17 protein-coding genes are annotated in these 18,182 nt (G+C 69.3%); 9 read left to right on the top strand and 8 right to left on the bottom strand.

The window, feature by feature from the left end; translation table 11 throughout:
- Positions 1-1,170 (top strand): tripartite tricarboxylate transporter permease (locus BMY35_RS31365; protein ID WP_093206956.1); only part of this gene is annotated, 1,170 nt, incomplete at its 5' end.
- A 3-nt stretch (positions 1,171-1,173) separates the two neighbouring features.
- On the opposite strand, the gene chrA is transcribed toward BMY35_RS31365, so the two are convergent.
- Entirely contained in the window at positions 1,174-2,544 is a 1,371-nt protein-coding gene (gene chrA / locus BMY35_RS31360; RefSeq protein ID WP_093206953.1) for a chromate efflux transporter, read from the bottom strand.
- Between the two features lie 20 nt (positions 2,545-2,564).
- Positions 2,565-3,323 (bottom strand): sulfite exporter TauE/SafE family protein, encoded by a 759-nt coding sequence (locus BMY35_RS31355; RefSeq protein WP_093206951.1) that lies wholly within the window; start codon positions 3,321-3,323, stop codon positions 2,565-2,567.
- A gap of 375 nt (positions 3,324-3,698) precedes the next feature.
- Here BMY35_RS31355 and BMY35_RS31350 point away from each other — a divergent pair, with 375 nt between their 5' ends.
- Complete coding sequence (locus tag BMY35_RS31350) at positions 3,699-4,937, top strand: ammonium transporter (RefSeq protein WP_093206948.1); 1,239 nt, start codon at positions 3,699-3,701, stop codon at positions 4,935-4,937.
- A gap of 18 nt (positions 4,938-4,955) precedes the next feature.
- Positions 4,956-5,258, top strand: coding sequence for a hypothetical protein (locus tag BMY35_RS31345; protein ID WP_093206947.1), 303 nt, complete (start codon positions 4,956-4,958; stop codon positions 5,256-5,258).
- Positions 5,259-5,269: 11 nt separating this feature from the next.
- On the opposite strand, the gene BMY35_RS31340 is transcribed toward BMY35_RS31345, so the two are convergent.
- The 6 genes from BMY35_RS31340 to BMY35_RS31315 all read right to left on the bottom strand — a co-directional run bounded on the left by BMY35_RS31340 (position 5,270) and on the right by BMY35_RS31315 (position 12,337).
- Positions 5,270-6,946 carry a thiamine pyrophosphate-binding protein gene (locus BMY35_RS31340; RefSeq protein WP_093206945.1) on the bottom strand — a complete coding sequence of 559 codons (1,677 nt, stop codon included), beginning with the start codon at positions 6,944-6,946 and terminating at the stop codon, positions 5,270-5,272.
- 157 nt (positions 6,947-7,103) lie between these two features.
- The gene (locus BMY35_RS31335; protein WP_093206944.1) at positions 7,104-8,333 is read right to left on the bottom strand and encodes a pyridoxal phosphate-dependent aminotransferase; all 1,230 of its coding nucleotides are present in this window, start codon (positions 8,331-8,333) and stop codon (positions 7,104-7,106) included.
- On the bottom strand, positions 8,330-9,232 hold the full coding sequence (locus BMY35_RS31330; protein WP_093206942.1) for an amino acid ABC transporter substrate-binding protein: 903 nt from the start codon (positions 9,230-9,232) through the stop codon (positions 8,330-8,332). Before BMY35_RS31330 ends, BMY35_RS31335 begins: the two co-directional genes overlap by 4 nt.
- A gap of 100 nt (positions 9,233-9,332) precedes the next feature.
- Complete coding sequence (locus tag BMY35_RS31325) at positions 9,333-10,871, bottom strand: L-piperidine-6-carboxylate dehydrogenase (protein ID WP_093206941.1); 1,539 nt, start codon at positions 10,869-10,871, stop codon at positions 9,333-9,335.
- 162 nt (positions 10,872-11,033) lie between these two features.
- Positions 11,034-11,453 carry an MAPEG family protein gene (locus BMY35_RS31320; RefSeq protein WP_093206939.1) on the bottom strand — a complete coding sequence of 140 codons (420 nt, stop codon included), beginning with the start codon at positions 11,451-11,453 and terminating at the stop codon, positions 11,034-11,036.
- Positions 11,454-11,467: 14 nt separating this feature from the next.
- Positions 11,468-12,337 carry an IclR family transcriptional regulator gene (locus tag BMY35_RS31315; protein ID WP_093206938.1) on the bottom strand — a complete coding sequence of 290 codons (870 nt, stop codon included), beginning with the start codon at positions 12,335-12,337 and terminating at the stop codon, positions 11,468-11,470.
- Positions 12,338-12,555: 218 nt separating this feature from the next.
- On the opposite strand from BMY35_RS31315, the gene BMY35_RS31310 reads away from it, so the two are divergent.
- From BMY35_RS31310 to BMY35_RS31285, 6 genes are read left to right on the top strand one after another with little or no spacing between them, the layout of a single operon-like run.
- The gene (locus tag BMY35_RS31310) at positions 12,556-13,629 is read left to right on the top strand and encodes an ABC transporter ATP-binding protein (protein ID WP_093206936.1); all 1,074 of its coding nucleotides are present in this window, start codon (positions 12,556-12,558) and stop codon (positions 13,627-13,629) included.
- The gene (locus BMY35_RS31305; protein WP_093206934.1) at positions 13,626-14,486 is read left to right on the top strand and encodes an ABC transporter permease; all 861 of its coding nucleotides are present in this window, start codon (positions 13,626-13,628) and stop codon (positions 14,484-14,486) included. The genes BMY35_RS31310 and BMY35_RS31305 overlap by 4 nt, the downstream gene beginning before the upstream one ends.
- Positions 14,487-14,490: 4 nt before the next feature.
- Positions 14,491-15,285 carry an ABC transporter permease gene (locus BMY35_RS31300; RefSeq protein ID WP_093206933.1) on the top strand — a complete coding sequence of 265 codons (795 nt, stop codon included), beginning with the start codon at positions 14,491-14,493 and terminating at the stop codon, positions 15,283-15,285.
- Positions 15,286-15,297: 12 nt separating this feature from the next.
- Positions 15,298-15,597, top strand: coding sequence for a (2Fe-2S)-binding protein (locus BMY35_RS31295; protein WP_093206931.1), 300 nt, complete (start codon positions 15,298-15,300; stop codon positions 15,595-15,597).
- A complete protein-coding gene (locus BMY35_RS31290; protein ID WP_093206929.1) occupies positions 15,594-16,997 on the top strand; it encodes an FAD/NAD(P)-dependent oxidoreductase in 1,404 nt (467 codons plus the stop codon). The genes BMY35_RS31295 and BMY35_RS31290 overlap by 4 nt, the downstream gene beginning before the upstream one ends.
- Positions 16,994-18,175: an NAD(P)/FAD-dependent oxidoreductase gene (locus tag BMY35_RS31285; RefSeq protein ID WP_093206927.1), complete on the top strand. Its 1,182-nt coding sequence runs from the start codon at positions 16,994-16,996 to the stop codon at positions 18,173-18,175. Before BMY35_RS31290 ends, BMY35_RS31285 begins: the two co-directional genes overlap by 4 nt.
- The last annotated feature ends 7 nt before the right edge of the window (positions 18,176-18,182 follow it).

Raw genomic sequence — 18,182 nt, 5'->3', positions numbered from 1 at the left:
CTGGGCTCGTTCTTCGCGGGCTGCGTGGGCACGCTGATCCTGGCCGCCTTCGCGCCGCCGCTGACCGAGCTGGCCTTCAAGTTCGGCCCCGCCGAGTATTTCTCGCTGATGGTGCTGGGCCTGATCGGCGCAGTGGTGCTGGCCTCGGGCTCGCTGCTGAAGGCGGTGGCGATGATCGTGCTGGGCCTGCTGCTGGGCATCGTGGGCACCGACGTCAATTCGGGCGTGGCGCGCTACAGCTTCGACATTCCCGAGCTCACCGACGGCATCGGCTTCGTGGTCATCGCCATGGGCGTGTTCGGCTACGGCGAGATCATCGGCAACCTCTCGCAGCCCGACGACGAGCGCGAGGTGTTCACGCACAAGGTCAAGGGCCTGTGGCCCACCAAGGACGACTTCAAGCGCATGCTGCCCGCGGTGCTGCGCGGCACCACGCTGGGCTCCGCGCTGGGCATCCTGCCGGGCGGCGGGGCGCTGCTGGCCTCGTTCGCCTCGTATGCGCTGGAAAAGAAGATCAAGATGCGCCCCGGCGAAGTGCCCTTCGGCAAGGGCAACATCCGCGGCGTGGCGTCGCCCGAGTCGGCCAACAACGCCGGCGCCCAGACCTCCTTCATCCCGCTGCTGACGCTGGGCATCCCGCCCAATGCCGTGATGGCGCTGATGGTGGGCGCGATGACGATCCACAACATCCAGCCCGGCCCGCAGGTGATGACCAGCAACCCCGAGCTCTTCTGGGGCCTGATCGCCTCGATGTGGATCGGCAACGCGATGCTGATCATCCTGAACCTGCCGCTGATCGGCATGTGGATCAAGCTGCTGACGGTGCCCTACAAGTTCCTGTTCCCGGCGATCGTTCTCTTCTGCGCGATCGGCGTGTACTCGACCAACAACAACACCTTCGACGTGTGGATGGTGGCGGCCTTCGGCTTCATCGGCTACCTGTTCATCAAGCTGCGCACCGAGCCCGCGCCGCTGCTGCTGGGCTTCATCCTGGGGCCGATGATGGAAGAGAACCTGCGCCGGGCCCTGCTGCTGTCGCGCGGCGCATGGAGCGTGTTCGTCACGCGGCCGCTGTCGGCGGGGCTGCTGATCGCGGCGGTGCTGCTGCTGGGCATCGTGCTGCTGCCGGCGATCAAGGCCAAGCGCGAAGAGGCTTTTGTAGAGGACTGAGCCTCAGCGCACGAACAGTGGCAGCAGCAACAGCTGCCACGCCAGCCCCAGCAGGGCCGAGCCCAGCACCACCGGGATCACCCCGGCCTTGAAGCGGAACAGCGCCACGGCGGCGATCAGCCCGATCGCCGCCGATGCCGCGTCGAAGCCCCCTCCGGCTCCCTTGGGCCACAGCACGTGCCAGGCGAAGAACACCGCCAGGTTGACGATCACGCCCACCACCGCCGCGGTGATGGCCGTCAGCGGCGCGGTGAGCTTCAGGTTGCCGTGCGTCGATTCGATGAAGGGACCGCCCAGCAGGATGAACAGGAAGGACGGCAGGAAGGTGAAGAAGCTCACCACCGTCGCCGCCACCGCGCCCGCGACGAACAGCGAGTGGGCGCCGAACAGCGCCTGGTTCCAGCCGCCGACGAAGCCCACGAAGGACACAACCATGATGAGCGGCCCCGGCGTGGTCTCGCCCAGCGCGAGGCCGTCGATCATCTGCGTGGCGCCCAGCCAGCCGTAGTGGTCGACCGCGCCCTGGAACACGTAGGGCAGCACCGCATACGCGCCGCCGAAGGTCATCAGCGCGGCCTTGGTGAAGAACCAGCCCATCTGCGTGAGCGTGCCGTGCCAGCCGTACAGCGCGACGAGCGCGCCCATGGCGCCCAGCCACAGCGCGAGGAACACGCCCAGCACGCGCCAGAAGCGGCCCCAGCCGAAGCGCGCGTGCGCGGGCGTCGGCGTGTCGTCGTCGATGAGCGCCGGGCCGATGGCCGCTGCCCCCGCCGCGCCATGCCCGCCGCCTCCGGGCGCGAAGCGCTGCGGCGCCACGCGGCTGCCGCAATAGCCGATGGCCGCCGCCGCGAGCACGATCAGCGGAAACGGCACCTGCAGCGCGAAGATCGCCACGAAGGCCGCCGCGGCGATCGCCCAGAGCCACGCGTTCTTCAGCACCCTCGAGCCGATGCGCCAGGCCGCGAACAGCACGATGGCCGTCACCGCCGGCTTCACGCCGTACAGCAGCCCGGCCACCGCCGGCACCTGCCCGTAGGCCATGTAGACCCACGACAGCGCGATCAGTATGAAGAGCGAGGGCAGCACGAACAGCACGCCCGCCGCGATGCCGCCCCAGGTGCGGTGCATGAGCCAGCCGATGTAGGTGGCGAGCTGCTGGGCCTCGGGGCCGGGCAGCAGCATGCAATAGTTGAGGGCGTGCAGGAAGCGCTTTTCCGAGATCCAGCGCCGGCGCTCCACCAGCTCCTGGTGCATCAGCGCGATCTGCCCGGCCGGCCCGCCGAAGCTGATGAAGCCCAGCTTGAGCCAGTAGCCGAAGGCCTGCCAGAAGCTGACGGGGACGGGCGGCTCGGCTGGGTCTTCGGTGGGCGGCATCGGGCGACTTTCGGGGTTCGCTATTTCAGGAATGCGTCGTAGGCGGTCTTCAGTATCAGCGCGCTCACCACCACGATGAACACCACCCGCACGAAGCCCGCACCGTGCTTCAGCGCAACCCTCGTGCCCAGCACGCTGCCGGCCACGTTGGCCACCGCCATCACCAGCCCGTAGTGCCACCAGACGTGACCCTTGGCCGCCAGCAGGATCAGCGCGGCGGCGTTGGTCAGGGTGTTGATGATCTTGGCCGAGGCCGAGGCGTTGAGGAAGTCGTAGCCCATCCAGCGCACGAAGAGGAACACCAGGAAGCTCCCCGCGCCCGGCCCGAAGAAGCCGTCGTACAGCCCGATCGACAGGCCGATGGTGCAGGCGGCCAGCGTCTCGGCCCGGCCCGAGAAGCGCGGCGCGTGCATGCGGCCCATGTCCTTGCGCGCCAGCGTGTACAGCAGCACGCCCAGCAGGATCAGCGGCAGCGCCTTGCGCAGGAAGTCGCCCGGGAACATGGTGACGCCCCAGGCGCCCAGCATCGAGCCGGCGAAACCGAGCAGCGCGGCCGGCCAGAGCGCGCCCCAGCGCATCTGCACCCGCTGGCTGAACTGGGCAGCGGCGGCGGCCGTGCCCCAGATGGACGCACTCTTGTTGGTGCCCAGCAGGGTCGCGGGCGGTGCGCCCGGGAAAACGGCGAACAGCGCGGGCACCAGGATCAGCCCGCCCCCGCCCACGATCGAATCGACAAAACCCGCGAGCGCAGAGGCGCCCGTCACCACCAGCATTTCCATAGGGGCTGGATTGTCTCACCCCGGTGCTATCGAAAAAGTAGCTGAAGAGGCTAGCGCCCCGTGCCTTTCGCGCAAATAAAAAAGGCGCCGACCAGCGGCGCCTTCCAAAGTCGAACAGGCATCTCGTACGGAGCCTTTGAAGATTTTTCTTGTTGCTTGGGGGGATTGTCTCCTCGGACCCTCGGCACACGAGCAGGGCCCGTTCGCGAGTGCGCAGACTTTATGGGCACGCACCGCCTCAGTGCATTGGGAATTACCCGCTTTGCCTTACCGAAGAAGTCCGATTTGCAAACCAAAGTGTTTCTGATAGTTAACGACGTGGCACGACTTGTGCACGGGGCGCCTGAGTCCATCACTTGAAGAAGAAAAGCGACCATGGCCCTGGCACCGCAAGCCTCCATCAACGCGGCAGACACCGCATGGATGATGACCTCGACCGCGCTGGTGCTGCTGATGACGCTGCCCGGCATCGCTCTCTTCTACGCGGGCATGGTGCGCCGCAAGAACGTGCTGGCCACCATGGCGGCGGTGGTGGCGATCGCCGCGACGGTCTCGCTGACCTGGTTCGCGGTGGGCTATTCGCTGGCCTTCACCGAGGGCTGGCCCTGGCTCGGCGGCTCCGGGCGCTTCTGGTTCTCGGGCTTCGAATACCTCAAGGCGGCCGGGCAGCTGGCGGTGAGCCACGTGGCGCCCAACGTGCCCGAGACGGTCTACGCGATGTTCCAGCTGACCTTCGCGATCATCACCACGGCACTCGTTCTCGGCGCCTTCGTCGAGCGCATGCGCTTCTCGGCGATCCTGTGGTTCGCGCTGCTGTGGAGCGTGCTGGTGTACGCGCCCATCGCCCATTGGGTGTGGGAGCCGGGCGGCTGGCTCGCGCAGATGGGCGCTCTCGACTTCGCAGGCGGCTCGGTGGTGCACGTCAACGCGGGCATCGCGGGGCTGGTGTGCGCCTACGCGCTCGGCTCGCGCAAGGGCTACGGCCGCGAGGCCTTCGAGCCCTACAACCTGGCATTCACCATGACCGGCGCGGGCCTGCTGTGGGTGGGCTGGTTCGGCTTCAATGCCGGCTCGGCGGTGGCGGCCGACGGCCGCGCGGGGCTGGCGATGCTGGTCACGCACATCGCAGCCGCCGCCGGCGCCCTGAGCTGGATGCTCGGCGAATGGATCGTGCGGCGCAGCCCTTCGCTGCTGGGCCTGTGCTCGGGGCTGGTCGCGGGGCTGGTGGCCATCACGCCGGCCGCCGGCTTCGTCACGCCGCCGGCCGCGCTGGCCATCGGCACCATCGCCGGGCTGGCCTGCTACTGGGGCGCCACCGGCCTGAAGCACCTGCTGGGCGCGGACGACTCGCTCGACGTGTTCGGCGTGCACGGCATCGGCGGCATCGTGGGCGCGCTGCTGACGGGCGTGTTCGCCGACCCGCGCGTCTCGGGCGCCACCGGCGACGTGCTGACGCAGGCGATCGCGGTCGGCAGCGTGGCCATCTTCAGCGCCGCGGGAACGGCGGTGGTGCTGTTCCTGGTGCACGTCATCGTCGGATTGCGCGTCGATGCCGACAGCGAGGTGCTGGGCCTCGATCTTGCACAGCACAGGGAACATCTCGGGAGCAGTTGACCCACCGACGGAGGAACCATGCCATCCATGTCCGAAAGCGAACGCATCGCCCTCGCCGCCCGCCTTCACGTGGCGCTGCGGCGAAAGCACGGCCGCGTGACCGACACCGAATGGATGGCGACCAACGCCGAGTACGCCGCCGAGATCGTGCGCATGACCCGCGCGCACGCGGCCGACACCAAGGACGAGGAGCTCTACCTGCTCGCAACGCGGTTGGAGCAGGCGATGGAGCCGCTGGCGCGCGCCGCCCGGCTGGCGGCGCGGCAGCCCGACGGCCAGCCGCCCACGCCCCCGCCGCGCTACGTCGGCGGGCTGCGCTGAAGCGGGCCGGCTCAGCCGGCGGCGAGCGCCGCCTTGCGGATCGACTGCAGCGTGCTGGCCGGCGTGATGGCCTCCGGGTCCAGCAGGCAATGCAGGATCGCCGGCTTGCCGCTCGCTCGCGCGCGGGCCAGCGCGGGGCCGAATTCCTCAGTGCTCGTCACTCGCTCGCCGTGGCCGCCGAACACCTCGGCGTAGCCCCTGAAGTCGGGGTTCTTCAGTTGCGTGGCACTGATGCGGCCCGGGTAGTGCCGTTCCTGGTGCATGCGGATCGTGCCGTACATGGCGTTGTCCAGCAGCACCACGATGATCGGCAGGCCGTACTGCACGGCGGTCGCGAACTCCTGGCCGTGCATCATGAAGTCGCCGTCGCCCGCGAACACCACCACCTCGCGCTGCGGCCAGAGGCGCTTGGCGCCGACGCCGGCCGGCAGGCCGTAGCCCATCGAGCCGCTGGTGGGCGCGAGCTGGCTGGCATACGAACGAAACGGCCAGAAGCGGTGCACCCAGGTGGCGAAGTTGCCCGCGCCGTTGCAGAAGATGGTGTCGGCCGGCAGCACCTCGCGCAGGTGCTTCATGACCTCGCCCATCTGCAGCGGGCCCGGAATGCGGATGGGCGACGGGTCGCTCCAGCGCAGGAAGTCTTCGCGCGCAGTCTTCGTTTCCGCCTGCCATGCAGCCACCTGCGCGGGCCGCAGCGTGGCAACGGCCTCGGCGAAAGCCTGCGGCGTGGCGTGGATGCCCAGCGCCGGGCGATACAGCCTGCCGAGCTCGTCGGCGTCGGCATGCACGTGCACCAGCGCCTGCTTCGGCTGCGGAATGGACAGCAGCTCGTAGCCCTGCGAAGGCACTTCCGACAGGCGCCCGCCCACCAGCAGCACCAGGTCGGCATTGCGGATGCGCTCCAGCATGCGCGGATTGGCGCCGAGCCCCAGGTCGCCCGCATAGCTCGGGTGATCGGCCGACAGCAGCATCTGGCGGCGGAACGAGCAGTACACGGGCAGCGAGAACGCCGCCGCGAAGTCCGCGAACTGCCGCGATGCCTTCTCCGACCAGCGGCTGCCGCCCAGGATGACCACCGGCCGCTGCGCCTGCGACAGCCGCTGCTGCAGCTCCGCGATCTGCGCCGCGCCGGGATGGGTTTCGGTGACGGCGTAAGGCTGCGCGTCGGCCACCGTCGCGGCCTCGGTCAGCATGTCTTCCGGCAGCGCGATCACCACCGGGCCGGGGCGGCCCGAGGTCGCGACGTGGAAGGCGCGCGACACCAGCTCGGGCACGCGCGCCGGGTCGTCGATCTGCACCACCCACTTGGCCATGGTGCCGAACACCGCGCCGTAGTCCAGCTCCTGGAAGGCCTCGCGGCCCAGCGCGTCGCGCGCGACCTGGCCGACGAACAGCAGCAGCGGCGTCGAGTCCTGGTGCGCGATGTGCACGCCGGCCGACGCATTGGTGGCGCCCGGCCCGCGCGTGACGAAGCACACGCCCGGCTTGCCGGTGAGCTTGCCCTGCGCCTCGGCCATCATCGTCGCGCCGCCTTCCTGGCGGCACACGGTCACTTCGATGGAGGCGTCGTGCAGCGCGTCGAGCACCGCGAGAAAGCTCTCGCCGGGCACGCAGAAGAGCTGCTCGACGCCGTGGGTGATGAGCTGGTCGACCAGGATCTGGCCGCCGGTGCGGGAGGAGGAAGTCATGCTGTATCCAATGGGCTGAAGGTGTCGGGTATTGCTCCTTCCCCCTCTGGGGGAAGGTTGGGATGGGGGCAAGCGGCGATGGACAAGCCGACAGCAATTGCCAGGCCGCCCGCCCCCACCCCTGCCCTCCCCCAGCGGGGGAGGGAGAAATGCGGGTTCATTCGAGGGCGGCGCAGGCAGCGATGATGCGCGCGCACGCCTCTTCCAGTTGCGCCATCGACGTCGCATACGAAATCCGGAAGTACGGCGCCAGCCCGAACACACTGCCCGGCACCACCGCCACCTCGAAGTCCTGCAGCAGGTAGCGGCAGAAGTCGCTGTCGGTCTGCAGCAGCGCGCCGCCGCGGGTACGCCTGCCGAGCACGCCGGCGCAGCTCGCGAATGTGTAGAACGCGCCTTCGGGCACGCGGCAGTGCAGGCCCTGCGCGCGGTTCAGCGCGGCGACCACGAAGTCGCGCCGCGCCTGGAAGTCGGCGCAGCGCTCGGCCACGATGTCCTGCGGTCCGGTCAACGCCTCGATGGCCGCGGCCTGGCTGACCGACGAAGGACACGAAGTGGTCTGGCTCTGCACCACGGCCATGGCCGCGATCAGCGCGCGCGGACCGGCGCCGTAGCCCACGCGCCAGCCGGTCATCGCATAGGCCTTGGACACGCCGTTCACCGTCAGCGTGCGCTCGCGCAGCCGCGGCTCCACCGCCACGGGCGTCGCGAAGGCCAGCCCGTCGTAGAGGATGTGTTCGTAGATGTCGTCCGCCAGCACCCACACCTGCGGATGGCGCAGCAGCACCTCGCACAGCGGCTTCAGCTGGTCGGCGCTGTAGGCCGCGCCGCTCGGGTTCGAGGGCGAGTTCAGGAACAGCCAGCGCGTGCGCGGCGTGATGGCCGCCTCGAGCTGCGCGGCATCGAGCCGGAAGCCGTTGGCCTCGGTGCCGGCCACGGGCACCGGCACGCCGCCGCAGATCTGCACGATGTCGGCGTACGAGGTCCAGTACGGCGCAGGCAGGATGACTTCGTCGCCGGGGTTCAGGCTGGCCATCAGCGCGTTGAAGATCACCTGCTTGGCGCCCGCGCTCACGCTGATCTCGTCGAGCGCGAAGTCGAGCGCGTTGTCGCGCCTGAACTTGAGTTGCACCGCCGCCTTCATCGCCGGGCTGCCGTCGAGCACGGTGTAACGCGTGTCGCCGCGCCCGATGGCACGCACCGCGGCCTCGCGCACGTTCTGCGGCGTGTCGAAATCGGGCTCGCCCGCGCCCAGCACGATCACCGGTCGGCCCGCGCGCTTCAGCGCGTTGGCATGGTCGGTGATGCGCAGGATCTCCGAGACGCCGATGGCGCGCACGCGCTGCGCGGGAGAAAATGCGACAGGGGCAACGGTATCGGCAATCACTTGGCGTAGGCCTCCAGCGGCTTGTCGTTGGGTTCAGCGATGAGTTGCTTGAGCGTGGTGCTCATCGGCAGGTTCAGGCTGGTGTTCTTCGGCGGAATGGCCGCCACGAACCACTTGCCGTAGATCTTCTCGAGCTCGCCGCTCTTCATCATGCGGCGCAGCGAGTCGTCCACCGCGGCCTTGAAGGCCGGGTCGTCCTTGCGGAACAGCAGCGCGATCGGCTCCGAGCCCAGCGGCTCGCCCACGATGCGATAGGCCGACGGGTTCTTCGAGTTCGCGATGATCCCGGCCAGCAGGTTGTCGTCGAGCACGAAGGCATCGGCGCGGCCCGACTCCATCAGCAGGAAGCTTTCCAGGTGGTCCTTGCCGAGCATGGTGTTGTACGAGACGTTCTGCGCGCGCTCGCGCTTGCGCAGCAGCTGCACCGCCGTGGTGCCGGTGGAGGCCGACACGTTGCGGCCCGCGAGCTGGTCGAGGTTGGTGATGCCCGAGTCGACCTTGGTCGCCATGCGCACCTCGCTCACGTAGGTGGTGAGCGCAAAGGCCACCTGCTGCTGGCGCGCCGTGTTGTTGGTGGTGGGGCCGCAGCCGATGTCGAGCGTGCCGTTCTGCACCAGCGGAATGGTGTTCTGCGCGGTCACGGCCATGTACTCGAGCTTCGCCTGCGGAGCGATGTCCTTCAGCACGCGCTCGCACAGCTCGACGTGGTAGCCCACGTACTTCTCTCCGGCGCCCAGCATGTAGGCCATCGGCGGCGAGGCTTCGCGCACGCCGAGCACCACCTTGCCGCTGGACTTGATCTTGTCGAGCGTGCCGCCGGCGGCGGTCTGGGCCGTGGCGGCGAGCGAAAGTGCCAGCAGCGCGGCTGCGGCAGCGATGGCCTTGAAGGAAATCCTCATTTTTTCTGTCTCCTGGTTGTGGTTCTGGTTGCGATGAATGCATGCGGCTGCCCGCCTGGCGCGCGAAGCGGCAGGCCTGGACAGTCCGCAAAGCGATCGGTCAGTCGCCGATGTCGAAGGTCACGCCCTGCGCCAGTGGCAAGGCGGTCGAGTAGTTGATGGTGTTGGTGGCGCGGCGCATGTACGCCTTCCAGCTGTCGGAGCCGGCTTCGCGCCCGCCGCCGGTTTCCTTCTCGCCACCGAACGCGCCGCCGATCTCGGCACCGCTCGGGCCGATGTTGACGTTGGCGATGCCGCAGTCCGAACCCGAGCTCGACATGAAGCGCTCGGCCTCGCGCATGTTCAGCGTGAAGATCGACGACGACAGGCCCGCGCCCACCGCGTTGTGCTGTTCGATGGCCTCGTCGAGCGAGCTGTAGCGCACCACGTACAGGATGGGCGCGAAGGTCTCGCGCAGCACCGGGCCTTCATGCGACTTCAACTCCACCAGCGCGGGGCGCACGTAGTAGGCGTCCTTCGTGCCGATGCCTTCCACGCGCTGGCCGCCGTGCACCTTGGCGCCGGCCTCGCGGCTTTCGCCGAGCGCCTTCTGCATGCCGTCGAAGGCGGCGCGGTCGATCAGCGGGCCGACCAGCGTGCCGGCCTCGCGCGGATCGCCCACCTGCACGTTGCCGTAGACCTTGGCGAGCTTGGGCACCAGCTGGTCGTACACGCCTTCATGCACGAACAGGCGGCGCAGCGTGGTGCAGCGCTGGCCGGCCGTGCCCATGGCTGCGAAGGCGATGCCGCGCAGCGCGAGGTCGAGGTCGGCCGAGGGCGTGACGATGGCGGCGTTGTTGCCGCCGAGCTCCAGAATCGCGCGGGCAAAGCGCGCGGCCAGCTTCGGCCCCACCTGGCGGCCCATGGCGGTCGAGCCGGTGGCCGAGAGAACCGGCACGCGGTGGTCGTCCACCAGCAGCTCGCCGATGTCGCGCTGGCCCAGCAGCAGGCCCAGCAGGCCTGCGGGCGCGTCGCCGAAACGCTCGATGGCGCGCTGCGCGATGGCGTGCACGGCCAGCGCGGTCAGCGGCGTCTTCTCGGAGGGCTTCCACACCACCGGGTCGCCGCACACCAGCGCCAGCGCCGCGTTCCACGACCACACGGCCACCGGGAAGTTGAAGGCAGAGATCACGCCGCACACGCCCAGCGGATGCCAGGTTTCCATCATGCGGTGCTCGGCGCGCTCGGTGGCCAGCGTGAGGCCGTAGATCTGGCGCGAGAGACCGACCGCGAAGTCGCAGATGTCGATCATTTCCTGCACCTCGCCCGCGCCTTCGGACGGGATCTTGCCGGCCTCCAGCGTGACGAGGCGGCCCAGGTCGCCCTTGGCGGCGCGCAGCTCCTCGCCCAGCAGGCGCACCAGCTCGCCGCGACGCGGAGCCGGCACGTTGCGCCAGGCCTTGAAGGCCTCGTGCGCGCGGCCGATCACCGCCGTCGCCTCGGCCGGCGAGGTCTGCGGCACCTGCGCCACCACCTCGCCGCTGACCGGCGAACGCACCGTCAGCTCGCCGCCGGTGTGGGCGCTGCGGGGCACGCCGAGACGCTGCAGCAACTGTTCGATTTCGGTGGCGACGGAAACGGGGGCTTGGGATTCGGACATGGACGCGCTCCGGGAGGCAGGTGAAAGAGAAAGGGAACGGGAAGGCAACGAGGGCCGAGGGGCGTAATCCGGCCAATATCAGCGAATCCCGCCCGATTGCCTAATGAAAATATGGAAGGACCTGATGCGTTTCAGGAAGGATCTCGGGCTGTTGACGTGCGCCTAGCGCACCAACCGGGTCGCCGCCAGGATCCACAGCATCACCAGCACCACGTTGCTCGCCGCGAACAGGCCCAGCCGGTGCAGTACGTGGTTGTAGGTCAGGTGCACCGCGCTGTGCAGCGCCCGCAGCCCGACGTAGGCCCAGGCCAGCCAGACCGCCACGGGCGTCGCCTGCGCCGCCACGTAGAAGAGCAGGCACACCACGTAGAACAGCACAGGCAGCTCCAGCAGGTTCATGTAGTTGCGGTTGGGCAGACGCACCGCGTCCGGCACCGCGTCCGATTCGCCCAGCCTGAAATCGGCCGCCCGGATTTCGCGGCGCAGCACGGCGCGAACGCGCGTGAAGGGAATGAGCAGCAGCACCATGCCGGTGAGGGCCGCGAGGGCGAAGACGGGGTAGAGGATCGAGGGGTTGTTCATGGTCGGCTCCTTGTTCAGCCCGGCCCCGGCGCCTCGGGCAACGGAATCTTCTGCCCCGCCGGCGACCCCGCCAGGCTCTGCGCGGGCCGCCTCAGCGTCGCATCGAAGGGATTGATCTTCGGCCCGATGGTCGCGGCCTCCCGTTTCAGCAGTTCGACCACCGTCGGCATGCGGTCCGCGTTCAGCCGGTCGGCGATGGTGCCCACGCTCAGCGCGGCCACCGCGCGGCCTTCGCGGTCGAGGATCGGCACGGCCACGCCGGCCATGCCTTCGAGCAGGCCGGTGTTGCGCCCCGCGAAGCCGGCCTGGCGCACGCGCTCGATCTCGGTGCGCAGGTAGACCTCGTCGTACACGCCGTACTCGCGCACGCGCGGCAGGTTGAAGCGGATCACCTCCTCGCGCTCGGCCTCGGGCAGGAAGGCGAGGATCGCGAGCGCGCCCTGCCCCACGCCCAGCGCGATGCGCCCGCCGATGTCGCCGGTGAATGAGCGGATGGGGAACGGCCCCTCGCTCCGGTCGAGGCACACGGCGTCGAAGCCGCTGCGCGCGAGCAGGAAGATGCTGTCGCCCAGGCTGGCGCACAGGCGCAGCAGCACGGGCCGGCAGATGGAGCGCAGGTCGCCCGGGTTGCCCGCGCTCGCGGCCAGCGCGAAGAAATCGATGCTCAGGCGATAAAGCTTGCTGCGCTCGTCCTGTTCGACCATGCCCTCGGCCATGAGCGACTGCAGCAAACGGTGCGTGGTGGCCTGCGTTAGGCCCACCGAACGTGCGATCTGGGTCACGCGGCCGCCCTCGGCCTGCACCGCGCCGAGCGCGCGGATCACCGAAAAGACGCGCGGCACGCCGCTGCTGCTGACGGCGGGTGCCGCCGAAGTGCTCTCCATACCTTCCTCCTGCGGAATTCGATTTGGCTGATGCGGCCATCATATTCCGTTAAACGGAATAATTTAAAGAAATATTCTGATTAGTGGAATACCCGAGGCGATCTGGCGCAATCGTTGCAATAGAGTGAATCAAGAACAGCAAGCTGTCCATGGCCTGCACCAAGCCGAGGCAAGGTGCCCGAAGCCATCTTTTTCGCCCCCGAAGAAAGGCCCGTTCCATGTCATTCCTACGGCTCACCGACGTGACCAAGTTCTATGGCGCCACCCGCGCGGTGTCGGCCATGAATCTCTCGGTGGAAAAGGGCGAGTTCGTCTCGCTGCTCGGCCCCTCGGGCTGCGGCAAGACGACCACGCTGCAGATGATCGCGGGCTTCGAGGCCGTGAGCAGCGGCCGCATCGAGCTCGCGGGCAAGGACATCACGCACGCCAAGGCCAACACGCGCGGGCTGGGCATCGTGTTCCAGACCTACGCCCTCTTCCCGCACATGACGGTGGCCGACAACGTGAGCTTCGGCCTCGAGATGCGCAAGATGCCCAAGGCCGAGCGCACCGAGCGCGTGAAGCAGGCGCTTGCGCTGGTGCACCTCGACCGGCACGCCGGGCGCTACCCGCGCGAGCTCTCCGGCGGCCAGCGGCAGCGCGTGGCGCTGGCGCGCGCTCTGGTGATCGAGCCGCCGGTGCTGCTGCTGGACGAGCCGCTGTCCAACCTCGACGCCAAGCTGCGCGAGGAGATGCAGTTCGAGCTGCGCCAGATCCAGCGCAAGGTCGGCACCACCACGGTGATGGTCACGCACGACCAGAGCGAAGCCATGTCGATCAGCGACCGCGTGGTGGTGATGGAAGGCGGCTGCGCCACGCAGATCGACCACCCGCAGCGCGTGTACGAGCATCCGAGCACGCGCTTCATCTCCACCTTCGTGGGCAAGGCCAACCTGCTGGACTGCCGCGTGTCCGGCAGCGGCGCGGAACGCACCTGCGTGGAGGTCGGCACGCTCTCGCTCGACGTGGACGACACGGGCTTCAGCGTCGACGCCGCCGCGCTGCTGAGCGTGCGGCCCGAGAAGCTGCAGCTGGTGGCGCCGGGCCAGGGCCGCATCGACGGCGAGGTGCTGGAGCGCTTCTTCCTCGGCAGCCAGTGGCTCTACCGCGTGGCGACTTCGGTGGGCGAGCTCACGGTGCTGAGCCCCAACGACGGGCGCGAGGCCCTCGCGGAAGGCAGCCGCACCGGCATCGACTGGCCCGCGCACTGCATGCGGCTGCTGCCGGCGGAAGAAAAGGCCGTTGCAGCATGAGCGCATCGAAGAGCAAGGCCACCCCATGGTGGCTCTCCGGCCCCGCGCTGCTGCTGTTCACGGTGCTGCTCGTGGTGCCGCTCGGTCTCACCGCCGTGCTGTCGTTCAACGCCTACGACCCGGCCACCGGACCGAAGGCGGGCGAGTTCACGCTCGCGCATTACGCGCTGGTGTTCTCCGACTCGTATTACCTCGGCATCTTCTGGCGCACCTTCTGGGTCTCGGCACTGGTCACGCTGATCTGCGTGCTCATCGGCGCACCCGAGGCCTATGTGCTCAGCCGCATGCGCAACCCGTGGCGCTCGGCGCTGCTGCTGGTGGTGCTGGCGCCGCTGCTGGTGTCGGTGGTGGTGCGGGCCTTCGGCTGGAGCATGCTGCTGGGCCCCGAGGGCGCGGTGAACGGGCTGCTGCAGCTGCTGGGCATCGGCCCGGTGAAGATCCTCTACACCAACGCGGCAGTGGTCATCGCGCTGGTGCACGTGATGCTGCCCTTCATGGTGATCCCGGTGTGGACCTCGCTGCAAAAGCTCGACCCCGGCGTGGAGAACGCGGCCCTCTCGCTCAATGCCACGCCCTTCACCACGCTGCGGCGCATCGTGCTGCCGCAGGTGATGCCGGGCATTCTCTCGGGCAGCCTGATCGTGTTCGGCCTGGCCGCGAGTTCGTTCGCCATTCCGGGCCTGCTGGGCGGACGGCGGCTGAAGATGGTCGCGACCATCGTCTACGACGAATACCTGAGCGAGCTCAACTGGCCGCTGGGCGCTGCCGTGGCGCTGGTGCTGCTGGTGGCCAACCTCGCCGTGATGCTCAGCTACAACCGCCTTGTCGAAGGCCGCTACAAGAAGGCACTGGGGTGAACCGATGAACAAGAACGGCCCCATCGCCCTTGCGTTCAACGCGCTCGTCATCGTCTTCATGCTGGCACCGCTGGTGGTGGTGTGCGTGGTGGCGTTCACGCCCGAGAACACGCTGACCATTCCGACCACGCACTTCTCGCTGCGCTGGTTCGAAGCGGTGTTCGCGCACCCCGACTTCATGCAGTCGTTCTGGAACAGCCTGTGGCTCGCGCTGAGCTCGGCCACCATCGCGACGCTGCTCGCGGTGCCGGCCGGCATGGCGATCACGCGCTACGAGTTCCCGGGGCGCAATTTCCTCAATGGCCTGTTCCTCTCGCCGCTGATCGTGCCGCACCTGGTGCTGGGCGTGGCGCTGCTGCGCCTGTTCTCGCTGGTGGGCGGCACGGGCAGCTTCGGCTGGCTGGTGCTGGCGCACGCGCTCATCGTCACGCCCTACACGCTGCGGCTGGTGGTGGCGGCGCTGGTGGGCTTCGACCGCAGCGCCGAGCAGGCCGCGCTCTCGCTGGGCGCGAGCCAGGCCACGGTGTTCCGCCGCATCACGCTGCCGATGATCCTGCCGGGCGTGACTGGCGGCTGGATGCTGTCCTTCATCAACAGCTTCGACGAAGTGACGATGTCGATCTTCGTCACCTCGCCGAGCACGGTCACGCTGCCGGTGCGCATGTACATGTATGCGACGGAGTCCATCGACCCGCTGATGGCCGCCGTGTCGGCGCTGATGGTGGCGGTGACGGCCTTCGCGATGGTGCTGCTCGACCGCGTGTACGGGCTCGACCGCGTCCTGGTGGGGCGCAGATAGATGAAGACGACCATGACCGCACACGCATTGCTTCACCGCGTGGCCGAGAAGACCGGCCGCGAGGCCGTGCCCTTCACGCTCGACGGCGTGCCCGCGAACGCGCTGGCCGGCGACACCGTGCTGACCGCCGTGCTCACGCAGTGCGGCCAGCTGCGCCGCAACGAGTTCAGCGGCCTGCCGCGCGCGGGCTTCTGCATGATGGGCGCCTGCCAGGACTGCTGGATCTCCACCAGCGAGGGCGAGCGCTTTCGCGCCTGCTCGACCTTCATCGCACCGGGCATGGAACTGCTCACGGGAAGGAACGACGCATGACGGCGCCGAATGAAGTCCGCCCCGTGATCGTCGGTGCCGGTCCGGCCGGCGTGCGCGCGGCGCAGGCGCTGGTGGCGCATGGCCTGCGGCCCGTGGTGATCGACGAGGCACCGCGCGCCGGCGGCCAGATCTACCGCCGCCCGCCCGCGCGCCTTGCGCAGCGGACCGCGCGAACGCTCTACGGCTTCGAATCGAAGCGCGCCGACGCGGTGCACGCGGCCTTCGACGCGCTGCGGGGCAGCATCGAGCACCACCCCGACAGCCTCGCGTGGAACGCACAGGACAAGGTGCTCGACGTGATGCACAACCCCACGCTCGGCAACCGCCGCGTGCCCTACAGCCATCTCATCGTGGCAACGGGCGCCACCGATCGCGTGCTGCCCGTTCCGGGCTGGACGCTGCCGGGCGTCTACACGCTGGGCGGCGCGCAGGTCGCGCTCAAGTTCCAGGGCTGCGCCATCGGACGTCGCGTGGTGTTCATGGGCACGGGGCCGCTGCTGTACCTGGTGGCCTATCAATATGCGAAGGCCGGCGTGGACCTGGCCGCGGTGCTCGACACCGCGCGCCTCGCCGACCAGATCGCCGCCGCGCCCGCCATGCTGGCGCAGCCCGCCGTGCTCGCCAAGGGCATGTACTACGTGGGCTGGCTGCGCGCGCACGGCATCGCGCTGCACGGCGGCGTGCGTCCGCTGCGGGTGCTCGGCGACGAGCAGCAGGGCCGCGTCACCGGCGTGGCGTGGCTCGACGGAGAGACGGAGCGCACGATCGATTGCGATGCGGTGGGCTTCGGCTACGCGCTGCGCTCCGAGACGCAACTGGCCGACCTGCTCGGCTGCCGCTTCGACTACGCGCCGCTTCACCGTGCGCACCTGCCGGTGCGCGACGCAGCGGGGCGCTCCAGCGTCGATGGCGTGTACCTCGCAGGGGACGGCGCCGGCATCATGGGCGCGGACGCGGCCGAATGGGCGGGCGAGCGCGCGGCGCTGGCACTGCTGCAGGACGCGGGCATCGCCATCGACACGGCGCGCGCATCCGTGCTCGAACGCAAGCTCGACAAGCTCGCCGGCTTCCGCCAGGGCCTCGAGCGCGCCTTCCCCGTGCCTCAGGACTGGGCGGAGAACGCAAGCGACGACCTCGTCATCTGCCGCTGCGAGAACGTCACCGCCGGCACGCTGCGCCAGACCATCGCCAGCACCGGCGCCGACGAGATGAACCGCCTCAAGGCCTTGTCGCGCGTCGGCATGGGCCGCTGCCAGGGCCGCATGTGCGGCGCGGCCGCTGCCGAGATCCTCGCGCATGCGACGCGGCAGCCGCTGCAACAGGTGGGCCGGCTGCGCGGGCAGGCGCCGATCAAGCCGATTCCGATCAGGCTCGTGCCGGTCGAAGGGAGCGGCGCATGAGTTCGATCAAAAAGCTGCGAACCGATGTCGCCATCGTCGGCGGCGGCATCGTCGGTTCCTCCGCCGCGCTGGCCCTGCGCCGCATGGGCCTCGGCGTGGTGCTGCTGGAGCGCGACCTCTGCGGCTCGCGTTCCAGCGGCGTGAACTACGGCGGCGTGCGCCGCCAGGGCCGGCCGGTGAGCCAGCTGCCGCTGGCGCAGCGCGCACACCGCATCTGGGGCGAGCTGGCCGCGCTGCTGGGCACCGACGGCGAATACATCCGTTCGGGCCATTTCAAGATCGCGCGCAGCGAATCGGACATGGCCTCGCTCGAACGCTACCGCGCGCTGAGCAGCGACTTCGACCTGGGCCTGGAGCTGATCTCCGGCGCACGGCTTCGCGAGCAATGCCCGTGGCTAGGCACGCGCGCGGTGGGCGGCTCGCTGTGCGCGGAAGACGGGCAGGCCAATCCGCGCCTGGTGTCGCCGGCCTTCGCACTCGCGGCGCAGCGTGCCGGCGCGCAGGTCTTCGAGCGCCACAAGGTCGACGAGGTGGCGCACGACGGTGCCATGTTCATGGTGCGCAGCGGCAATGCACTCGAAGTGCAGGCGCCGGTGCTGCTCAACTGCGCGGGCGCCTGGGCCGGCGCCATCGCCAGCCAGTTCGGCGAGACGCCGCCGATGTTTGCGCGCAGCCCGCTGATGGCAGTGACCGAGCCGGTGCCGCATTTCATGAAATGGAGCCTCGGCGTCGAAGGCGGCGGCATCTACTGCCGGCAGGTCGAGCGCGGCAACGTGGTGCTGGGAGGCGGAACGGGCATCACGCTCGACGCCGAACGCTCGCGCGCCGAGCGCGAGGGCATCGCCGCGCTGGCGGTGCAGGCCATCGAGTTGCTGCCCGCGCTGCGCCACGCCCACATCATCCGCACCTGGGGCGGCACCGAGGGCTACCTGCCCGACCGCGAACCGGTGCTGGGCCCTAGCCGCACCACGCCCGGCCTGTTCCACGGCTTCGGCTTCGCGGGCGCGGGCTTCCAGATCGGCCCTGCCGCCGGCGAGGTGCTTGCCGAGCTCGCGCGCGACGGCCGCAGCGACACGCCCATCGACGCCTTCGCCATCGAGCGCTTCGACGACGAGCAGGCGAAAGCGAAAGCGCAGGCCCAAAAGCCCCTCACCCTCACTCCCGCATCCCCCACCTGAACTTGAA

Source organism: Variovorax sp. YR750 (assembly GCF_900109805.1).
Taxonomy (GTDB): Bacteria; Pseudomonadota; Gammaproteobacteria; order Burkholderiales; family Burkholderiaceae_C; genus Variovorax; species Variovorax gossypii.
This window is presented reverse-complemented; position numbering and strand designations above follow the sequence as displayed.